Origin of the sequence: Burkholderia sp. SRS-W-2-2016 (assembly GCF_001931485.1) — a bacterium.
Lineage (GTDB): Bacteria > Pseudomonadota > Gammaproteobacteria > Burkholderiales > Burkholderiaceae > Paraburkholderia.
Window position 1 is genome coordinate 83,400 of record NZ_MSDV01000023.1, and the last position, 20,617, is coordinate 104,016.

Sequence of the window (20,617 nt, forward strand, 5' to 3'; positions counted from 1 at the left end):
CGCGGCGCGGCCGATCGCCCGTTGGCCCGCTGCGCCGCACAGCTTGTGTGTCGTTCTGGAGCAGAGTGTCACGAGAAAGAGCACCAGCCTGTTGTTTCCTGACATACCCCGAGTGCCGATCGCGTGGCATGGAAATTGTATGGAAGGCTACGCCGAAGCCCGCTGCGCGAAGTCGATCTGCAGGTCGTGCAGCGCCGATGCGACCAGCCACGCGCTCGCGCCGCTGCTTGCCGCGGCGGCCAGATCGTCGCGATCGCGGATGCCGCCCGCGCCGATCACGGTGGTGCGCGCCGGCGCCTGCGCGCGGATGCGCTCGACGCTGGCGAGATCGGGACCGGCGTAGCTGCCGACCTGATCGAGCGTCATCGCGATCACGCGCGACGGCCACCACGCCGGCGAGCGGTCGAGTGCGGCGGCGGCCAGCAGTTGGCCGGCGCGCTGGTCGAGCGACAGGATCGGCGCGAGGCCGGCGGTTTGCGCCGCGTGCAGTGCGTTGATGTCGTGCAGCGATTCGGTGCCGAACACCGGCACCAGCGGTGCGAGGTGGGAGGAGGGGGGCGCAGGCGCGTCGAGTTGCGCGAGCAGCGTATGCATCGATGCGTAGTCGGTGAAGCCTGCGTCGAGCCAGAGTTCGACGCCGGGCAGCGCGGTACGCAACTCGGCGAGGGTCGCCAGATGCGCGCCGCGTCGCAGGATCGCGCCGAGGTCGGCGATATAGAGGGTGCGCGCGCCGCTCGCTTCGAGCAGCGCGCGGGCGATGGTGAGCGGCTCGCTGGCCGCGGTAAGGCGGGACTGGATCGGACGGTACGCGTTCCGTTCGCCGCGCACCGCGCGCACGACGTGGCCGTCGAGAAGATCGAGAACCGGTATCACCTGCATAGGGGCGCGTCCTTTGACCAAGATCTTTGTGTACGAGTATCTCACCGGCGGCGGCATCGACCCCGACCTCGCCGGGCCGGGCAGTCTCGCCGATCTGAGCGCGCTGATCGTCGAAGGACGGGTGATGCGCGACGCGCTGGTGAGCGGCCTGCGTGCGGTCGATGGCGTGCAGGTCACCTACGCGAGCTCGCGCTTCGAGACGCCCGCCGCGGGCGACGCTCATTGTATGGCGGCGGCCGGCGAATCGATGACGGCTTTTGTGGCGCGCGTCGCGCGTGAGCACGACTACGCGTGGATCGTCGCGCCGGAATGCGATGGCTTGCTGCTGCGCTTTTACGATGCGGTCGGCGCGGGCCGCTGGCTTGGTTGTGGGAAGGAGGCGATTCGGGTCACGTCCAGTAAGAGCGCGACGGCGGCGCGGTTGGCTGGTTGTGGGATTGCGGTGACGCCGGCGTTGGAGGGGGGTGATCCGGTTGAGAGCGGCGGCGTGGTCGGCGCGGGGGATTCATTCGCACTGCAAAAAGGCCGCTGGGTCGTCAAACCCGACGACGGCGCCGGAGGCCTCGACACCGTCGTGTTCGACCGCTATGCCGATGCCTGCGCCGAATACCATGCGCGCGCGGCGGCGGCGCGTAATCCGGTGTTGCAGGCATGGGTTGAGGGTGAGCCGTTGAGTTTGTCGCTGATCTGTGGCGACGGCGGCGCTTGCGAACTCATCAGCATCAACCGGCAGCAGATCGGTTTGAGCGGCTTGGGTGACGACAGCGACAGCGACGCCGTGGCAACGCGGGATGCACCCCAGATCGTCGAATTCGACGGTGTGCTGGTCGATCAGATCGAGCTTCGCAGCGAGCGCGGCCGCACGCTCGATGCGCTCGCGCAACAGGTTGCCCGCGCGATTCCGGGGCTGCGCGGGTTCGTCGGTATCGATGTGGTGTGGCATCCGCAGCGCGGGCCGGTCGTGATCGAAGTGAACCCGCGCGTGACCGTCGCGTATGCGGGGCTTAGTGCCGCGCGCGGCGGCGATCTTACGCGCGCGTTGCTGGCCGCGCATGGCGTGTTTGTTGAGCCCTCCGCTGTGACGCGGGAGCAATCGCAGTCGCAATCGCAGTCGCATTCACGGCCCATGCCGTCGCTCGCCGAGGTGCGGTCTTGAGTTCCGCGCAATCCTCTTCGACTAACGCCCCAGCGCTATTCGGCTGGGACGTCGGCGGCGCGCATGTGAAGGTGTCGCTGGCCGATGCGCACGGCGTGGTGCGTGACGTCGCGCAATGGGCGTGTCCGCTGTGGCAGGGACTCGATCACCTGGAACGCACGATCGACCTCGTGTTCGAGCGCTGGCCGCAGGCCAATACCGCGGACGCGCGCCACGCGGTGACGATGACCGGCGAGATGGTCGACCTGTTCGCCGACCGCGCCGAAGGCGTGCGCGCGATCGTCGCGACGCTCGCGCGACGGCTCGGCGCGCGGCCCGATTCCGGGTCGGATGCGTCGTTGCGCTTCTATGCGGGCGACGCCGGCTGGCTCGCCGCCGATGCGTGCGCGGACGGCTGGCGTCACGTCGCGTCGGCGAACTGGCTGGCGACCGCGAACTGGGTCGCGACGCGCGTCGCGGACGCGGTGTTGATCGACATCGGCAGCACCACCACCGACATCATTCCGATCGTCGCCGGACAGGTTGCCGCGCGCGCATCGACCGATGCCGGCCGGCTCGCGACCGGCGAGCTCGTCTATCACGGCGTGGTGCGCACGCCGTTGTGCGGCGTCGCGCATCGCATCGAATTCGACGGCGCGACGGTCAACGTGATGAACGAATGGTTCGCGACGACCGCCGACGTCTACCGGCTGACCGGCGAACTCGAGCCGCTGCACGACGTATATCCGAGCGCCGACCAGGGGCCGAAGACAGCGGCGGGGAGTCGTGCGCGTATCGCGCGGATGATCGGCCGCGACGCGCACGAAGCATCGGACGCGGACTGGCTGCATTTCGCGCAGCGCTGGCGCGAAATGCAGTTGCGCGAGATCGGCGTGAATCTGGCGAAGGTTGTGGACGCGCATCCGGCGCTTGCGACGGCGCCGCTGGTGGGGGCCGGCTGCGGGCGTTTCTTGGTCGCCGCGTTGGCGCGCGACGACGCGCGTGGTTATCTCGACTTCGGCGCGTTGGCGGGAGTGCCGGAAGCGTGCGCCGGGTGGGCGGCGACTTGTGCGCCGAGCGTGGCGGTTGCGTTGTTGGCGGCGCGGGAGGCGTCGTCGGCGTGGTTGACGCGGGGCGGTCTGGATGCGGGAGCGCTCACGCGGGCGGCTTGAGGTCTGCGATATGAGTTCGGAGCTGTGAGATGCGTAGGGCACCGCGTGAGAGAAGCGGTGGCAGGTGAGCAAAGTGGTGAGCGATTCGACGCGCGGGCGGCAGCGGGGCGGTCCGCGCGGGGGCAGGTTCGGTGACGAACGCGGGATGAACATGACGGAACCCAGCTGGGCATACAACTGGACGCGAGGACAACAGTCATGTGGGTGGTCAAGATCGGAGGCAGTCTGAGTCACGACCCGACGCTGCGCGATTGGCTCGGCGAATTGTGCGAAGTCGGCGGAGGACGCGTGGTCATCGTGCCGGGCGGCGGCGACTTCGCGGACAAGGTCCGTCAGTACCAGGGCGAGTGGCGTTTCGACGACCTCGCCGCGCACAACATGTGTCTGCTCGCGATGACGCAATACGCGCTGCTGATGCAGGGGGTATCGCCGGAACTGGTGCTGGCATCGAGCGAGGCGAAGATTCGCCGCACGTTGCGCGACGGCCACGTTGCCGTGTGGGTGCCGACCGCGCTGATGCGCGACACGCCCGATGCGATGAGCAACTGGGACACGACCTCGGACAGCCTCGCGGCCTGGCTGTCGACGATGCTCAACGCGGAGCGGCTGGTTGTGGTGAAGTCGTGCGCGATCGCCGCGGATGAACCGCTGGAGGCGCTGGCTGCGGCGGGCGTGGTCGATCGGCGGTTTGTCGGGTATGTCAGTGATGCTAATTATGTGGTCGAGCTGCTCGATAAGAATAGCGTGGCGTTGATGCGGGATCGGTTGTTGAATATTCCGGTGACTTGAGGGGGCGGCGAGTTCGGGTTTGTATATCCCCAAAAAATAGACTCTTTGTGGATTTCCGCGGGGAGTGATTGTGGAAAGGTTGTAACCGGCAGCCAATTTGGGAAATTTAATCGAGCCGCCTAGATCGTCAACAACTTTTTCCTGGTTCCGCGTTCCCTTCCTGTGTTCAATTACGGCTGGCGATAGCAAGCCTGGCTGCCAATCCTGCGAAAACTGACGCAAGCAGATATTGAGGGACGCGCGACTGACGGCGTCGGCTAGCCCACTGCCGGCTAGGTTGACTTGCGGAAAGTATGACGACGCCGTTCACGATCAGGCCGATGAAGTTGAGCACTGTCGCGAGCGTCAAGATCTGAAAGGCCACAGCCCCATCTTGCGGACGCACAAATTGGGGGAACAGCGCAAGGACGAACAACGCCATCTTCGGATTGAGCAGATTGGTTGGCAGCCCTTGCCTGAAAATCTTTCCAACGGGAAAACTAACTTCGCTTCCAGCCCGTGCAATCGGGATCGAGGAGGCTCGAAAGGTCTTCCACGCAAGATAGAGCAGGTAGGTCGCGCCAGCGAATCGAACCACATCGTAAGCAATGGGAACAGCGAGAAACAACTGGGACAGGCCAAACGCTGCCGCCATCGCGTGGCAGTACGTTCCCACGAGAATTCCGGCAAGCGATGCAAAGCCGGCAGATCGTCCCTGACTAACGCTTCGGGACGCTATTAGCAGCATGTCCGGACCGGGCGCCATGGTAAGGGCGAGACTGGCACCCGAGAAGAGTCCGAGCGTAGTGAGGCTGAGCATGAGGTCTCCTTTTGTTGGTAACACAAAAGGGTTCTCAGTTTAATGAACGAATTTCAGGGGGGCAATCAGTTTGACTGGCCGCTTTCGGTCATGCTGTAAATCCGCTTGGGGGCGTGTGCCGGCGATTGCCGGAGGTCTCCAGGATCAGGCTGTGTATGCCAATTGCGTGAGGCGGTGACCGGCCATATTGAGACGCCTGATACCTGCATCTGCATTGTCGACAAGCGAGGTCAAGGGCCTCGAACCGGTAGTTACTATTAAACACGTGCATAATCCTCGTGACCTGCTCAGCGAGGAAACACGGTGAAGTACTGGATTATTCGGATTGCATTAGCGGTGCTCGCATTGATTGTTCTTGTCACCGCATTGGGTAGTGCCTACGAAGCTTATGAACGGCACGTGATCAGGAAGCGCTTTCCTCCGCCAGGAGAACTTGTCGATATCGGTGATCGAAAAATCCAGCTCTATTGCGTCGGCACTGGTTCGCCAACGGTAGTTTTTGAATCAGGTCTAGATATAAGTGGTGCATTGAGTTGGTCGGCAGTTCTGCCTTCAGTGGCCGAGAAAACCCGTGCGTGCGCCTATAGCCGCGCAGGAATTATGTGGAGTGGTTCGCGGAGTGGCTCACCTAGTGCAAAAGCTATTGCGGAAGATTTGCACCGTGCGTTGAATGGAGCCGGTGAGCGTGGCCCGTTCGTACTGGTTGGGCAGTCCTTAGGAGGCCCGTACATCACGACCTACACAAAATATTACGGCGCGGACGTGGCGGGCCTGGTATTTGTAGATGCATCGCACCCAGATCAGGTGAAGGAGCTCGATAAGGTGATGCCGCCGTCGGATACGAAGCTGGCGGACGTCGGTGCGTCGCTGGCCTGGAGCGGACTGGTGCGGGCGTTGACTCCGGCTTTGGTCCCACAGGCACCGAATCAAAGCCTCAACGACGTTCAGGCGATCAGGGCTTACGCGCCTACCTCCATAGGGCCGATGCTGCGGGAAAACGACGCCTTGAATGACACACTTGCAGAGGCCGGAACATTTCGTCAACTCGGTCAACGCCCTCTTTACGTCTTGACGGCGATGGCGCCGTTCTCGCCGGCCGCTCTTCAATCCATGAAGATAACGAGCGCCCAAGGCGAACAGGTGCGAGGTATCTGGAAGCGGTTGCAGGATGATGAGGCTTCATGGTCGTCAAATAGCCGCCATGAATATGTTGACTCAGACCATGACATCCAATTCGAGCGGCCCGATGTAGTCATTCATGCCGTGGGCTCTGTAGTAGATTCGGTCCGTGCGAATCATCGCGACTGAATGGCTGCTCTGGGGGGCGGTGAAGCTCGTTTGTGAGTCGGGTTCGGTCGACCGCGGCGGGCAGCAGTCGGCCACAACCGGTCGTTGAGCCGGATGTCCTGAATCGGCGACAATCCAAGTTGCCAATTACTCAGCAAACGAGATGAATCTGAAACGCATACTTCCGATATCGCTCATCGCGGTGTTGATGTTGCCGATCGCTGCTCTGGCTATCGTGAAACCTCTTCGAGTTGTCGTGCCATCGCTCGTACCCGGGATAGCGTGCCCGCTCCCGAATATTTGCACCGACAGCGTTGCACGCTTTCGGGACGCACAACAACTTTATGAAAAGGGACTTTCCACGGCGGTGGCCGCTGTGGGTCCATTCCAGCAGGTGCCTCGGGTTGTGTTTTGCACGACTTCGGCGTGCGCCGATTCATTTGGACTTGGACGACGCGCAGCAGAAACGGTAGGAGATTTTGGCCTGGTTGTCGCTCCTCGAGGCTGGAAGCCGTTTTATCTCGCGCATGAGTTGATCCATTATCGGCAAGCGGAATCGTTGGGAAATCTGGCCGTTGCAACGAAGCCAAAGTGGCTGATTGAAGGTATGGCGTACTCGTTGAGTGGTGACCCTCGCCATCCTCTTGGCGAGCCCTTTGAGCAATGGCGTTCTCAGTTCGAAACATGGCATTCGAACTTGGGCGCTCTCGACCTATGGGATGCAGCTCGCCGCGTGCGTTGAAATCCGCCCGCGCGATCCGCGCAGAAGCTCGCCAGATAGCAACGGTGCGCATGAACGTCCGTTTCGGAGAAGTGCGATGGACAGCTTCGGGTCGGATTATGCCTTTCGCATAGAAGGCGAGCCCGACACGATTGCCGAGGTTGGTCGTCGGGCACTAGCCGGCCAAATGCCGTCGCTCGACTGTTGGAACCAGCTGGTCGACAATCTCGTCTGGCAACACACAGCAACTCCGGAGGCAGACATCATGACAAATGAAATAGCTCTCTCTGCAAAGCGTGTTCGGTACTACTCGGAGTGCGACGAAACTGCATTTTTTGAGTGGCTCGACAAGCTGTCTTGCGTGAAGCGCTATGAAGGCGAGCTCGACGTATTAAGTATCTATGTCGATGAGACCAAAGTCGACGAGAATGCTTTGCGCGATTTGCTTGCTCTGTTCCGGCGTTTTGCGGTGGAGATGGAGCAGCTTCGCGTCTTTGACCGACAGGAATTCGCGCCCTGGTTCCGGGATCCGCGGGCCTACTGGCACGCCGTGGTGTTTCAATAGCAGTGAAAGATTTAATCTTCCAAATACGACGAAGCAGGCATTGAACGTCTGCTCTCGATAAATGCATCCGACCGCTGTGGGTCGGGAGTTCGCACTCGCGACTGGCCGCTTCCGGGAAGCGAAATTCCACTGGCCGGTTTCCGGCGATGAATTTGAAGAGCGGATTGACGCAACCCGACCCGAAGCAGCCGCTGGATCGTGCCGATAACGGTCACTCAAGATGTCGAAGGCTTACCGGAGCATTGCTCAAGGATTACCCCGACCGCCACTTCCTCGCCCCCGGCAGGCGATCCGTTTTTACAGTTTCCGCTTTGCGAGCTCACCTTTAAGACCTTTCACAAACGCGGCCGAGCAGCCGTCGCGTGTGTACGGAGAGAAACCTGGCACTTTCGCAACCTGATGCCACTCAAAATGGATTTCGTTAGGGTCTTGAGGAAGACGCTTGACCTCTACGAACGCCTGTAGGCACTCATCATCACCATCACTACCCGAAGTGGCCCAGACATAGATTGCGGGATCTGTGTTAGGTGGAGGAGCTTTGGGATCCGCGAACGATACAGCGGAAAAGCCAGCCCCCTTGAACGCGGCCACCAGCGATTGGGTCGCTGCGTCGTCCGTGTCAGCGCCGCGCCTGACGGCCGGCACATATACCTTTGAAACCTTTACCGGCGGACCGGCGTCGACCTGATTCATCGAGCATCCAGCGATCAAGACCGCACAAAGTGCAATTACAAACTTGCGCAACCACAAGATTCTCGTAGACATCGTCATTCCCTTTACGCACTCCTGCTGCCTTGCTCGCCGGACGTTTCTGCGCCCCTATCCGCCGCACGCCGTGTTCAGATGGATCGTGCCGCAATCGCGCCTGTCAGAATCCAACCTTTTCGTTCTTGTTTACACACCAGTAGGTGAAGTAGTTATCGTCCCGACAGAGGGTGAAAACTTGCTTTTCCTGTGCTGCCTGAGGCGCTACTTTCCTGCCACGCGAGGGCGTCGCCGGACTTGAATCGCTGATTTCCAGCGCGTCGAGGAACGCGTTGCCCGGCTTGACTGCCAAGGCGTGGTGAGCCGAATACACGACCACGGGGAACTGATGGGGAACGGCCTTTGAAGAAACTCTTGGGAGCGTATCGAGATCGATCTGCCTGAAGGTAACCGTGAGCGTGTTGTCGTTCATTACAGTGCGATCGTGCGACGCGTCGACAAAAGTGACGGGCCCGACACCCACCGTAAAGCCAAGTTTGATCGAGTCGGTAATAGTTAGCCCGATGACGTAGGTATTCTCGTTCTTCTGCTCGTTCGTCGTGTAATCGAGGCCGGACAGGCACGGCGTCGATCTTCGCGCGCTGACAAGCCCCTCATGAAGGGCAATGAGCAACGTCGATATAGCCGCGCCAGCTTCACGGTTCTCGAATGGCTCCTTTGTGAACAGGCTGGGATAGTAGCCGTCTGGGACCGGGTATTCGTAGAACGAAATAGTCTGGGCGTTCTCCCTCTTTTTCGTACCGTCAAACGACGGTCCAAACGTTGCCACGCTCGCCGCTATCGGAAGATGTAGTGTTGTTGTAGTATCGTTTTTGAGCGTCGTTTTGAGCTCAAGCTTAAGACTGTCGATATGAAAGTCGATCATGCCTTTCACACACTCGTCGCCTGCGTCCTGCGTTTCCGCACGCGCAACCTGCTTCGCTGCGGCCGCAGTTTCGAGCCGCTTCTTGTGGGTGTACAGGAGATAGTCCCCGACCTGTCGCTTTACCTCAGCCTGCACCTTCGAGACTTGCGCTACGTCGACCGTGTTCGACGTTGGGAGAATCGTCGACGAGCAACCCGCCAGACTGAGGGCACCGACACACGTCGCAAGTGCAGTCAGCCGAGCCTGATCGCGGCTCTCTCCTGCCGCCGTGTGTTTTTTCACTTTTTTGCTCCGAGTCAGCCTGCGGCCCTCGCCGTAGTGAGGGATCTCACGTAATGCGTCGGCGAACACCAACAAAAGGAAAAATAGTTGATCAAACTGAAACCCTCCGTTGGGACAATCCCGTATCACTACAATTGCCGTTGCGTGCGCAACCCGGCGCCGACTTGTAGTCTGACGGTGTTGCTCGTCGTGTTACCCGGGTGCCGGTTTGAAACCTTGGGTAGTGAAATACACTCACAGGACGAAAATTCGCGAGGAATGGTAGATAGGTCTGGCTAGTATTTCAATGAGAGCAGGAGAGCGAGTTGCAATATCGTGGTTCCAATTGCAGGCGGAAACAGCAAACACGGTGATTGAATGACCAGACCGACCAGAACGATCAACAAGCTTCATTTCGAAGACCTCAGCGCTGGCCGCTTTGAGGATCTTTCGCTCGCGCTCGTCTATCGCCTTCGCCAATGGCAGGACATCCACCACGACGGCCGCACCGGAGCGGACGGTGGCGTCGATATCCGGGCTATCGAGGCGGCATTGGACAATTCGCTGCGCGACTGGTATGTCCAGTGCAAGCGCTACGCTACGTTTACGGCTGCACACGCAAAAGCGGCCATCCACGAGGCCGTCGGCAAAACTACCGTGCCGCCAGAGGTGATGCTCCTCATAGTCGGATGCGACGTCTCTCTGGCCACGCGCACGGCGTATGAGAAGGCCGCCGCCGACGCGGGAATCCAGACAGCGATCATGTGGACGGCGTCCAAACTGGAGGCAATGCTGTACGCCGAGCACACGGATCTGCTTTTTAGCTATTTTGGGGTGTCGCTTGCGCGACAGGAGCGTAAGCGCGAGGACGACCTACGTCGGAGACTCGCCATGAAGCGCAAGATGACGCGCATTTTCCCGCGCGACTACAAGCCAAAAGTCGTCATTCATTCAATCGACGACGACCTGTATCCTGAAAGCGACACAACCGGAAGCCGCGGCATCAGCCCGTGGTTTCGGGTTGAATTTGCGGGCCACTACCACGCTGGCATCGAGGTGTACCTCGACATCGAGCACATCATCGTCGATCGGGTCGACGGCGCATGGGCCGAGGTGCGATACGGCGCCAACGGGATTGAAGGGAGCAGAGACCTGAAAGAAGCACTTTCGAACACACGATACGATGTGGTGAAGGCGTTCACCATTGGCCGCATCCCGTTTCGGAACATTTTTGAGGTTGATGAAGAGGGAGACGAGTATTACCCCGAGCCTCACCTCTATTGCAGGTTTGCGGACCGCGGAACGCCCTACGAGCTCGTCCTGCGACGCGAAGTGGATGGGTATAGGGAGTTCCATCCTGGCGAGCGATTCCGGTTCGAAGACCGGGATACACGCGCGTTCTTGAATCAGGACCCGGGCGGCCCGCCCGCGTGTTGAATGGCGATAAGTGTGGTGCTAGTGTCCCCGACACCTGCGTCGACCCTGTCGATCGGCTTTCGCCCCTACAAAGCGGCGCGAAGCGGTCCGTCGCCTATACTGAACGGCACGAACAGAGGGAGTCGACGCTAGTCCGCGGGCACTCATTGTCAACGATTTAGGCCACGTGGGCGACTGTCCGGTTGTGGCCGATTGGGTGAGGTCGCCAACGGCCGCTTAGTCGCCCTCCAGTTCGCAAAATCTGAATTTGGCTGACTGACCGGTGTGGAGAAAGTTGTCTGACCGTAGTGGGTCGAACACAGTCCCACCGCGAAAATCCGCGAAGAGCCTTTTTGAGCCTCCAGTCGAATGCTGCCGGAGGAGCGGACGTTCACTCGTTTGTATATAGCATCCGCGTTTATCAGAATTTCAAACTAATCAGGCACGGGTCGCATTGTCATTTTTATATATTCGATTTGCATCAAATTTACAACTGTTAACTTATTCCGAACGGTAGTTTGAGGTATTTTTCGGCGCATTAATAAATACGCTACGCAGAATGAATAACAAGATGTTCAGGCTGGTTTTCAGCTGGTGCCGGGGTGTGCTCGTTGCTGTTGCTGAAACCGCCATTGCCCACGGCAGGGCAATTCAGGGCGAAACCCATCCATCACCCTCGCGGCACCCAATCACGCTGTTCGCGATGCGTCACGCAGCATTCGCTGCGCTGATTCTCGCCGGATTCGCTCCCGCTTTCTCGAATGAGCAGATCGTGCATTCAGGCGCGCACGTCAAACCCGATCCGGTGCCCGCTGGCGTGACGACGCCCTACGCCTACGAAATCACGGAAGGTGGCGCCGGCGATATCACGCAGATGGACAGCCGGATGTTGACGTTCAATTTCTCGACGACACAGCCTGTGACGGGTACGCCCGCGCTCGAACTGGCGACCGTTACGGCTGCGGGCGTGACCTACTCTCCGACAGTTGCGGGACCGCTTATGGCCGCCGGCCCGAATTACAGCGTCGCCGGCTCTCCGAACCAGGTGGGCTGTACGTGGTTCGCCTGACGAAGTAACTGGGCAGGCACCGGAGAAGCACTTGAGGTGTCTTGCGATATCGAGTCGTTTCACGACCAAGAACTCGTTGACTATGAGGATGCCGCACTTGCGGAAGCCTTCTTTGGGGAGTGGATTCGAAGGGGCGGACCTGGTCCGTCGAATTCTCAATGCGTTGGTTATAAGCGTCCTCTTCTCTTAGGCGGAGTGGACGCGGTTGAGAATCTGGAATTGATTGATCTTGACGTCTATTGGACCCCTATCTACAAGCCGACAGGTTTTCCCACTGCACGCGTGACGGTCGGCTTCCAGTTGACTGCGCAGTTCTGAGCAATCCGAAATTGGGTCGCGTCAGAGGGCCATCTTGCTGTGGCCGTCTTCCGATCATGGCAACGGACCAATTAGACGATGACGAGTCAGCCACGGATGCCCCATAGCAGACTCCATGCCGTAATTGCGCCGACCTATCCAGGTGAGCAGGGTGCCACGTCGCGCCAGAATTTTGCATGCGCAAAAGTTTCCCGGTGGCATAACATTCTTATCAACATGAAGTCGCTTTAAACGACCGTATAAAAAAGTAAAAGAAAAACCAACACGGCAATGCGCAACGAGTGGTTCCAGTTCTGCCGCAGCCTCGCTTTCCCGATAGAAGATTTACACGAATATTTACTTAAAGCCAATGACGGGGTGAATGTAATGGCTATTCAAGCGATTGGTAAATTTATTCTGGATAATGGTGGGGCTTTCGTGGCCAGAGGCGCGGTCGCGTACATAGAGCAAAATGGCACCCGCCATCTATCCGCGACGACGGGCGACATCCTCCTCGGTCAACACGCGATGGTCGACCCGGCACAGCTAGGCGTGCCGGACGGAAGCCTGATCCTGATGTACGTGGTTGTCGTCGCCGGCACCGACAATGAAGCCACGCAGTCCTTCACATTCCAGAAAGAGTCCCGCGTCGTCGCCCATTACAGAATCAACGGCACGACGAAAATCAATACGCTGAGCCTGATTTCCGTAAATTAATCCGTCTGATCCGCCCGCCCGAGCATTCTTTTCGATGCTCTGCGCCGGCCTTTGCAGCGACGCAACGCATCGTCGACTTTCACGAGAGCACTCATGTTCATCCCGGCTGTTGAGGATGACGGCGGTGGCTTTGAATAAGAAAAATTAAATATTTATCGAATCGATTGAAAGGAAATTAAATTTTCCGGGTGTTGATTTGCCCGGGAAATCGCAGTCGCACGTCCACTTCAAATCCATTAAGGAGCAGATGTCATGGCCATGACAAAAATCGGCAAATTCACTTTGCACAATGGTGGGGGCTTTGTGGCGAGGGGCGAGGTCGCCTACCTCGACGACAACGGAGAAAAACATCTGTCGGGCAACGCGGGCGACATCCTGCTGGGCCAGACCAAGGACGTCGATCCGGGCAAGCTCAACGTGCCGGACGGCAGCATCATCTCGCTCTACGTGTTCGTCGTGTGGGGCACCGACAACGAAGCCCGGCAATCCTTCATTTACCAGAGCGGATCGCCGGTCACCGCCAATTACACGATCACCGGCACGACCTTGGGCAATACGCTGGGCCTCATTTCGGTGGAGTGACCCGCTTCATCTTGCTCGCCGGAGCGAGGCTCCGGCGCCTGCCTCTGGCCAATGCATGAAGCACAATCCACCGCGCGGACCTTCGCGGCCGCCAAAGAGATCAATCATGAATATTCCGGATGATAGCGGCGACAGCAACGAGAACCGTTGGACCAATTGGGCCGGGAACCTCACGTCGGTGCCGGACGCGATCGAGCGTCCCGGCAGCGTGGCTGACGTCCAGGCGCTGGTGGCGCGCTCGCGCGGCAGCACGCTGCGCATGATCGGCACCGGGCATTCGTTCAGCCCGCTGGTCGTCAACAACGCGGAGACGCTGGTCGACATGTCGAACTTCGCGAAGGGGCAGCGAAAGGCATGGCGCTGGCAGGACAAGGGGCTCAACCTCGTGAGCTTCTTGCCTTCCGCGAGCTGGGCGGAGGTGCGCGACGCGCTCACCGCGCCCGATCCGGCATTGCCGCCGATGTACCTGTCGTCGACCGGCGCGCTGGCGTCGATCAATGCGACCGGCTTCGTCGCCGCCGGTTGTCACGGCACGGGCTGGCATCAGCGGACGGTTTCGGACTTTGTCCACGCGATCGAATTCGTCGCCGCCGATGGCCAGCTCCATGTGTTTTCGGACGACACCACGCCCAACGAGATGGCGGCCGCGCGCGTGAGCCTGGGCACGCTCGGCGTGATCACGAAGCTGACGCTGCGGGTCGAGCCGCTGTTTAATCTGCATGACGAAGAGATCGTCACCGCGACCGAAAGCGTGATGGGCCCGAATCCGCAGGGCACCGGTGGCGAGATCAGGCCGCAGAACCTGCACAAGCTGGTGACCGAAAACGAATATGTCGAGTTGTTCTGGTTTCCGGGCAGCGGCTACAACAACGGCCAGATCTGGATCAAGAAGTTCAATCGCACAACTGAGGAACCGCGCGACATTCCGTTGCGTCCGGACGGCTGGATCGACAAGATGGCCACGGCGGTAATGGGCTGGACGGCCACGCATCCGCTGCTGTGGCCGCCGATCCTGTCGATGACGTGGAACACGATCAACGACCGCGCCAAAGCGATCGAAGCGAAGGGCGGTTTCGTCGCGCCCGCGCCGCGGGTGTTCTTCTACGCGGACCAGGCGTTCCCGATTCTCGATCTGGAGGTTGCGCTGCCGATTCCCGCGACAGGGCCGGGTACGTGGGACGTCGGCAATGTAGTGCGCGCGTGGTACGCCGCGTTGAACTACGCGTACAAGTTCCAGGGCGACTTTCCATTGACCACCTGTCTGCATGCGCGCTTTACGCGTACCAGCGAGTCGCTGCTGTCGCCGGCATTTTCGACGGCGGCCGACGACCGGGTGTGCTGGATGGAAATTCTCAGCGCCTATCCGAAGTCGGAGCCCGATGCGAACAAGCGGGCGCAGGCGATGGCGTCGCATCTGGCGATGATCAATGCGGTGATGGCGGACTGGATCGGCACGCGGCATGCGCGGCCGCACTGGGCGAAGAACTGGCAATACATCACGCCGCATGTCGACGTGAAGGCGCTTTATCCGCAGCAGAATCTTGCCGGGTTCAATTCACTGCGCAGCCGGCTCGATCCGGGCGGGATGTTCGTCAACCACTTCCTCGCGCAGCAGGGACTGTTTTCCTGAGCCGCTATTCGAACGCGGCACGAGAGCACCAGGAGGGGGCGCGGCCTGCGAATTGCTGCGCCCCGTTTTCTATCCCGCGACAAAGCGATCAAAGGTCGCTGGTTCGCAAAACAGGTAGACGGATTTGCTTGCAGTGCAACAGACTCCCATTGCAGACGGACGTTGATTAGCCCCGCCATTAGCGATACCTTTACATCCATCCTGGCGTCGAATGCTGATCAACGAAGGGAGAACCGTTTCGTGAAGAGAGCATGGGTTTTCTCCTGCATCGTCGCGGTGAGCGTGATCGCCGGCGGATGCGGCAAGCAAGGGTCAGGGGGCGGCACGGAGGCCTCGGGCGCGTCCGCGGCCGACGCGCCGGGTTCGGCCGCGTCGGGTGTCAGCGGTCCGGTCGCCGCGTCGGGCCCGCAGCCGGCGGGCATGCTCGGTTCCATCGCGAAGGCGCAGCTGCCGGCGGAAGCGGCCGAAACACTGCGGCTGATCAAGGCGGGCGGCCCGTTCCCGTTCAGCGAGGATGGCGTGATGTTCCGTAACAGCGCGGGTCTGCTGGCGCAGCATCCGCGCGGCTACTACCGCACCTACACGGTTCGCACGCCCGGTGCGACGGATCGCGGGTTGCGCCGGATCGTTTGCGGGGGACCTCGCAAACAGATCGGCGACTGTTATTACACCGAGGATTACTACGTCAGCTTCAAGCGTATTTCGGACTGAATAGAACAGCCGACCGCGTTGGCATTAACGCAGCTAAGCTGCCTGGGCGGCCCAGTACGAGATCGCATCCTGCTTGTCGAACACGAAGGCTTTCAGCGCGAGTTGTTGCTCCGAAGTCAAACCTTCGAATTCGAGTCCATGTGTGCACAGCGCTGCCGGAGCAGTCCCTGCCTGCACATTGCGGATTACCGCGACCGCCTGAAACTCCGTATCGACACTGCGGGTGGTCAGTTGCAGCGCCACGCACACGCGCTCGCCGACCCGCCCGATCGGCGCGGTCGCCGCGAGCGACATGCCGAACACGCTCAGATCGCAGCCGATGCCCATCCCGTCCAGCGTGATTCCGGTCAAATCCTGGCCATGACGCACGGCAAGCCGGGTTCGCACCCGCACCGCTTTACGTTCGCGCAACTGCCGGATATTGCCCGGCGCGGACAGCACCAGATAGTCGAACGGGTACGTGCAAACCGCCTCGACAGTGCACACGAACCAGAACACCGCCTTGGTGGTCACCGCGACGATCTCGACGTTCTGGCCGGGCGTCGGCGTGAAAGGCTGACCGTCGATGACCGGCGGCGTGACGAACAGCGTCTGGCTCTGACTGAAACCGATCACGCGGCTCGCATGCATCGCGCGGCCCATGCCGATCTGACCGCGCATGCCGAGCAATGCGCCGATCGTCAGTTGCATGTCTTCGAGCGTGACCGGGTTCGCGCCGGTGTCGCGGGTGTTCTGCTGGAACCCGGTGGCGTCGCCGCGCCGGGGCTGGAAATGCGACACGAGAAAAGTGCGCTGTGCTTCGCGGCACAGCACCGTGCCCGCGCGCAGCAGTATGCTGCCGTCCTGGTCCACCACGCCCCACGGCAGGGGCTCCCCGATTGGTAACTCTTCGCCTGCCAATGGTGCGACTGTGGTTACGCGGCCTGGTCCGTCGACATGCTTGCGCTCGAGCATTCATTACCCCGTTATTTTGTTTAAGGTATTTATTCTTGTCGTTATTATTTTTTATTTATCTTACCGGGGCCATTAATTATCGTCAAAGTGCTGTTCGGTCATATTAATCGACCGGCTAAAGGCCATAAAAAAACCGTCCGACAGAGCCGGACGGTTTCTCGTCATCCACGTGCCGCAAAGCGGCGAGCGCTTACTGTCCCGGCGACCCGATCGACGCTGCTTTCAGCGGCTCGGAAATCCCGCCGTGCACGCCGACTACCGCCTCGACATAGTTCGGCGCCGTGGTCGACACGGTATCCCACACCGCGGACACCTTCGCATTGCCGCCGACGAACACGGCACCCGCATGATTGCCGGCGGCGGCGAGGGCGGTGTCCGCACCCGTGGCCGTCGGAATCGCCCGGGTCGTGCCGTCTCCCTGCGCGGCGCTGATCGGCGTGCCGTAGTTCATCGCGGCGGCCACATTGCCGTTCGCGTCATAGACGATCACCGCATCGCCCTTACCCAAACCGATCGGGTTCGCGGCATCGTTATTGACGTTCAGCATCGCGACGACCGGAACGGTGCCGGCGAGACCCCAGGTTGTCCGGAACGTGTTTTCGTCCGTGCCGGGCACACCCGGAACCACCACCAGATGCTCGCCCGGGGCCAGCATCGTACCGGCGACGAAGGCCGCGCTGTTGTTCGCGTCGTTGACGTCGGCATGGCTGTCGCCCCACTTCCAGCCGGTCAGATCGATCGCGGTGCCGCCGTAGTTATAGAGCTCGAAGAAATCCTGACCGCCGTCGGCGTTCGAGTTGACCTCCGAGATCAGCACGGTCGGCGCTGGCGCGCCTGCCGCCGCGGTCGTGAAGCTGCGCGTGGTGCCCGCATACGGGTTGCCGTACAGGTCGGTGATCACGCCGCTGGCCAGCTGGACGGTATAGCGCGAGCTGTCCTGCAACGCCTGCGTCAACGTGATGGTCACGCGGCCGCCGTTGAATTTGACCTGGCTCGTGTCGTCGATCGACACGTTGCGCGTATCGGAACCGTTGCTGATCACGATGTTGCCCGCGCCCGCCTGCACGACTTCGTCGAACGACAGCGTCATGTGGTTGCCGATGATGCCGGTCGCGCCATCGACCGGCGCGGTGCTGGTCAGTGTCGGAGCCGTGTGATCGACGGTGCCGACCGCCTTGAACGAGAGCGTCGATGCGTCGGACACCGCGGCGGCATTGCCGCCCGAGCCCGTCTTGATCGCGCCGGCCGGATAGGTGATGTGGTAGCTGGTGCCGGCCACCATGTAGAACTTCGGATGGATCTTCATCACGCTGCCGCTGAACGTCACTTGCGACGTGTCGGTCACGGCGATCGTGCGCGTATCGTCCGCGCCGTTGCTGAGCACGATATTGCCCGCACCCGCTTTGACCGCCTGATCGAACGTCAGGTAGAGGTTGCTGCCGATACCGACACTGTTCGCGCCGGTGCTCGGCTTGAACACGGTCAGGCCCGGCAGGCTCGGCCCCGCGGCCTGTTCGCCGACCGCGTAAATGGTGCCGTCCGAGTCCATCGTCACGCCTTCGTTCTGCGCGGTGGCGCTCATATACAGGCTGCTCAGCAGTTTGCCGGTACGGTCCATCTGGACGATCCTGCCGTCCGGCGCGCCGATGATGATCACGTTGCCGTAATCGGGCGCATTGGCCGGCGCGATATTCGACAGCGCGAACACGTCGTTGAATGCGGACAGACCGGTCGTCGCCGCGTCGAATAGCGCGGGCGGATTATCGGTCGTCGGCAGAATAGCGGTGCCGTTCGAGGCGGTCGCCGAACCGGCTGCGAAATCGATCGCGGCCTGGAAGATGCTGGTGGGCTGCGACTGGCGCACCGCGATATAGCCGCCGGTTTTGGGATCGAAAGTAATACCTTCGATACCGACGTTGGAAACCGTGGTCCCCAGTTTGACCGACTGCACGTCCGCGCGGCGCAGTGTGCCGCCCGCCACGTAGGTGAACAGATCGACCTGACGCAGACGCTCTTCCACCAATGCGAACTTGCCGCCGCCGACATAGGTGATGCCTTCGGTGTCCTCGAAGTCGCCGGCGTTCAGCGTCATCGAATCGATCACGTGACCGTCGCTCTTCGCAACCTGCACGACCGCGGTCGCGCCGTCGCCGATCACAAACAACGAATCGGTGTCCTTGTCATAGGTGACACCGGATGCTTCCGCATTCAGCAGATTGGTGCCGGACGTTGCGTACTGCAGAGGAAACATCGCCGTCTGCGTATAGCTATTCAGATCGTAGGTACTTTGCGGATCGCTGAATGCGAGCGCTGGAATTTTGCTGTCTACTACCGGCGCAGCATTGCCGCCGTTATTGCCGCCGGTATTGCCGGCAGCATTGACGCCATTGTCGCCCCCGCCACATGCGCTCAGACCGGCTGCGAGAATCGCAGAAATTAAAAGTTCTTTTTTCACGGTTTGGTAAGAAGTTGAAAGTTTATTGTGAGTTCGCGACCATAGCGGGCTTGTGTTGCATTTTCGTGATGGGTTTGTCGTATCGGTACAGCGCGATGGTTCGTTGCGCAATAGTTGGGACGCGACGAATGGCGAGAAGCAAAAGAGTTTGATTCGCACGGAAGTGACCACATCGATATGACCATGGCGTTCGCGACACCGTCGCGATACTCTTGCGCGTGCGCGCCGGCAGGGCCGTCGCGTTGCATCGAATCTTTCGTTACGGAGCCCGTTTCGCGATGTCCGATCAAACCAGTAGCGAAGCCGTCACGAGAGCCGATACCCGCGCGCGGCGATCCGCGTTGCGTCAGGTCGCGGCTTCGAGGCTCTTTCTCGGCTCGACGATCGCGATGTTCCTGTCGGGCCTCGGCACATCGGCGGCCGCGCCGCAGATCGTGCTGTTTCTGGTGAAAGAACTCGGTGCCTCGCTGCCGTTAGCGGGGCTTTATTACCTGACGAGTCTTGCCGCGCCGGTCGCCGGTTATCTGGTCGGCCGCTATTCGGATCGCAGCGGTAATCGGCTGGGGCTGTTTCGTGTTTGCGCGGTGGCGGGTTTCGTCGGTTGGGCGGGAGTGGCGCTCGCCACGTCGGTCTGGATGCCATTCGTTATCGCCGTCGCGTTGCTGGCGGTTTCCGGCGCGACTGCTTCGCAGATTTTCGCGGCGGTTCATGATGAACTGAGCCGCCGGCCCGACGATTCGAACGAGAGCGTCGTTGCGATGATCCGTATGGCGCTGACGGGCGGTTGGATCGTCGGACCGGTGCTCGGTGCGTGGGTCGCGGCCGCCTATGGTTTGCGGCCGATGCTTTGGCTCACGGCTATCTGCACGCTTTTGCAGATCGTCCCGCTGGGAACGCTGAATCCGATCGCCGTGCCCCACGCGCAGTCAGCGGGGGAACCCACGCATCACTCGAGCCTGAGGGCGATGCTGCCGCTGCTGACGTTCACCGCTCTATTCGTGCTGGTCTATGCGGGGGAGCCGATAAAGTACGGATTCCTGCTGATCTATATGGAAGAACATCTGAAGCTCAGTCCGGCCGTGCGGGGAGCGGTCATCGGGATCCAGCCGTTCATCGAACTGCTCATCATGCCGTTCAGCATTGGCCTCGGTCGGCGGTTCGGCAATGTGTGGTTGATGTGCATGGCGGCGGCGTTGGGCGTGCTGGCCAATCTGTGCTTCGCGTTCTGGCCGTCCGCGATGGGAGTGTTCGCCGGACAGATTCTGATGGGCGGCGTGTGGGGCGTGTTCATGGTGCTGGGTATTATCGTCGCGCAGCGGCTGCTGCCGCATGCGGTGGCTACCGCTTCGGCGATCTTTATGAGTTCTAGCGCGTTGGCCTCGGCGCTCGGCGGCGTTGCGGGTGGGCTCGGTGTTGCGTGGTTGGGGTTGCCGAGTGTTTATCTATTGCCGGCTCTGTTTGCCGGTGCGGCGGTGATTGGGCTGGCGGTGATGGCGCGAGCTGATTGAATACGTCCGCTCAATGCTCGCGCGATTCCAGCAGGCTGCC

At 60.8% G+C, this 20,617-nt stretch carries 19 protein-coding genes and 2 pseudogenes; 15 read left to right on the forward strand and 6 right to left on the reverse strand.

Annotation, left to right across the window (positions count from 1 at the left end):
* Positions 1–147 precede the first annotated feature (147 nt).
* Positions 148–879: a HisA/HisF-related TIM barrel protein gene (locus BTH42_RS11135; RefSeq protein ID WP_075299074.1), complete on the reverse strand. Its 732-nt coding sequence runs from the start codon at positions 877–879 to the stop codon at positions 148–150.
* Between the two features lie 13 nt (positions 880–892).
* Between BTH42_RS11135 and BTH42_RS11140 the strand changes: the two genes are divergently transcribed.
* From BTH42_RS11140 to BTH42_RS11150, 3 genes are all read left to right on the forward strand, one after another.
* Positions 893–2,035, forward strand: a complete 1,143-nt coding sequence (locus BTH42_RS11140; RefSeq protein WP_075299076.1) for an ATP-grasp domain-containing protein — start codon at positions 893–895, stop codon at positions 2,033–2,035.
* Positions 2,032–3,186 (forward strand): hydantoinase/oxoprolinase family protein, encoded by a 1,155-nt coding sequence (locus tag BTH42_RS11145; RefSeq protein ID WP_075299078.1) that lies wholly within the window; start codon positions 2,032–2,034, stop codon positions 3,184–3,186. Before BTH42_RS11140 ends, BTH42_RS11145 begins: the two co-directional genes overlap by 4 nt.
* 198 nt (positions 3,187–3,384) lie before the next feature.
* Positions 3,385–3,975 carry an aspartate kinase gene (locus tag BTH42_RS11150; RefSeq protein ID WP_075299080.1) on the forward strand — a complete coding sequence of 197 codons (591 nt, stop codon included), beginning with the start codon at positions 3,385–3,387 and terminating at the stop codon, positions 3,973–3,975.
* Between the two features lie 166 nt (positions 3,976–4,141).
* On the opposite strand, the gene BTH42_RS11155 is transcribed toward BTH42_RS11150, so the two are convergent.
* The gene (locus tag BTH42_RS11155; RefSeq protein WP_075299082.1) at positions 4,142–4,774 is read right to left on the reverse strand and encodes a LysE family translocator; all 633 of its coding nucleotides are present in this window, start codon (positions 4,772–4,774) and stop codon (positions 4,142–4,144) included.
* A gap of 303 nt (positions 4,775–5,077) precedes the next feature.
* Between BTH42_RS11155 and BTH42_RS11160 the strand changes: the two genes are divergently transcribed.
* The 3 genes from BTH42_RS11160 (at position 5,078) to BTH42_RS35790 (ending at position 7,347) form a co-directional block, all read left to right on the forward strand.
* Entirely contained in the window at positions 5,078–6,082 is a 1,005-nt protein-coding gene (locus BTH42_RS11160) for an alpha/beta fold hydrolase (RefSeq protein ID WP_256701962.1), read from the forward strand.
* Between the two features lie 142 nt (positions 6,083–6,224).
* Positions 6,225–6,803: a hypothetical protein gene (locus BTH42_RS11165; RefSeq protein WP_075299084.1), complete on the forward strand. Its 579-nt coding sequence runs from the start codon at positions 6,225–6,227 to the stop codon at positions 6,801–6,803.
* 76 nt (positions 6,804–6,879) lie between these two features.
* Entirely contained in the window at positions 6,880–7,347 is a 468-nt protein-coding gene (locus BTH42_RS35790; RefSeq protein WP_083654742.1) for a hypothetical protein, read from the forward strand.
* A gap of 297 nt (positions 7,348–7,644) precedes the next feature.
* On the opposite strand, the gene BTH42_RS11175 is transcribed toward BTH42_RS35790, so the two are convergent.
* A complete protein-coding gene (locus tag BTH42_RS11175; RefSeq protein WP_143752013.1) occupies positions 7,645–8,040 on the reverse strand; it encodes a hypothetical protein in 396 nt (131 codons plus the stop codon).
* Between the two features lie 175 nt (positions 8,041–8,215).
* Positions 8,216–9,259: a hypothetical protein gene (locus BTH42_RS11180; RefSeq protein WP_143752014.1), complete on the reverse strand. Its 1,044-nt coding sequence runs from the start codon at positions 9,257–9,259 to the stop codon at positions 8,216–8,218.
* A 357-nt stretch (positions 9,260–9,616) separates the two neighbouring features.
* Here BTH42_RS11180 and BTH42_RS11185 point away from each other — a divergent pair, with 357 nt between their 5' ends.
* From BTH42_RS11185 to BTH42_RS11215, 8 genes and pseudogenes are all read left to right on the forward strand, one after another.
* Positions 9,617–10,675 carry a restriction endonuclease gene (locus BTH42_RS11185; RefSeq protein ID WP_075299090.1) on the forward strand — a complete coding sequence of 353 codons (1,059 nt, stop codon included), beginning with the start codon at positions 9,617–9,619 and terminating at the stop codon, positions 10,673–10,675.
* Positions 10,676–11,213: 538 nt separating this feature from the next.
* Positions 11,214–11,723: an ESPR-type extended signal peptide-containing protein gene (locus BTH42_RS11190; protein ID WP_083654743.1), complete on the forward strand. Its 510-nt coding sequence runs from the start codon at positions 11,214–11,216 to the stop codon at positions 11,721–11,723.
* Between the two features lie 36 nt (positions 11,724–11,759).
* Positions 11,760–11,954, forward strand: a pseudogene (locus BTH42_RS11195) (DUF1851 domain-containing protein); the annotation flags it as partial.
* 12 nt (positions 11,955–11,966) lie between these two features.
* Positions 11,967–12,041, forward strand: a pseudogene (locus BTH42_RS36440) (peptide transporter); the annotation flags it as partial.
* A 270-nt stretch (positions 12,042–12,311) separates the two neighbouring features.
* Complete coding sequence (locus tag BTH42_RS11200; RefSeq protein ID WP_218642003.1) at positions 12,312–12,737, forward strand: hypothetical protein; 426 nt, start codon at positions 12,312–12,314, stop codon at positions 12,735–12,737.
* A gap of 252 nt (positions 12,738–12,989) precedes the next feature.
* Positions 12,990–13,319 carry a hypothetical protein gene (locus BTH42_RS11205; RefSeq protein ID WP_075299096.1) on the forward strand — a complete coding sequence of 110 codons (330 nt, stop codon included), beginning with the start codon at positions 12,990–12,992 and terminating at the stop codon, positions 13,317–13,319.
* A gap of 106 nt (positions 13,320–13,425) precedes the next feature.
* Positions 13,426–14,949, forward strand: coding sequence for a D-arabinono-1,4-lactone oxidase (locus BTH42_RS11210; RefSeq protein WP_075299098.1), 1,524 nt, complete (start codon positions 13,426–13,428; stop codon positions 14,947–14,949).
* Positions 14,950–15,189: 240 nt separating this feature from the next.
* Positions 15,190–15,660 (forward strand): ribonuclease, encoded by a 471-nt coding sequence (locus BTH42_RS11215; protein WP_075299100.1) that lies wholly within the window; start codon positions 15,190–15,192, stop codon positions 15,658–15,660.
* Positions 15,661–15,693: 33 nt separating this feature from the next.
* Here BTH42_RS11215 and BTH42_RS11220 read toward each other — a convergent pair whose 3' ends face one another.
* A complete protein-coding gene (locus BTH42_RS11220; protein ID WP_256701964.1) occupies positions 15,694–16,515 on the reverse strand; it encodes a flagellar brake protein in 822 nt (273 codons plus the stop codon).
* 289 nt (positions 16,516–16,804) lie between these two features.
* Positions 16,805–18,865 carry an SdiA-regulated domain-containing protein gene (locus tag BTH42_RS11225; protein ID WP_256701965.1) on the reverse strand — a complete coding sequence of 687 codons (2,061 nt, stop codon included), beginning with the start codon at positions 18,863–18,865 and terminating at the stop codon, positions 16,805–16,807.
* 422 nt (positions 18,866–19,287) lie between these two features.
* On the opposite strand from BTH42_RS11225, the gene BTH42_RS11230 reads away from it, so the two are divergent.
* Complete coding sequence (locus BTH42_RS11230) at positions 19,288–20,577, forward strand: MFS transporter (RefSeq protein WP_256701982.1); 1,290 nt, start codon at positions 19,288–19,290, stop codon at positions 20,575–20,577.
* Positions 20,578–20,617 lie beyond the last annotated feature (40 nt).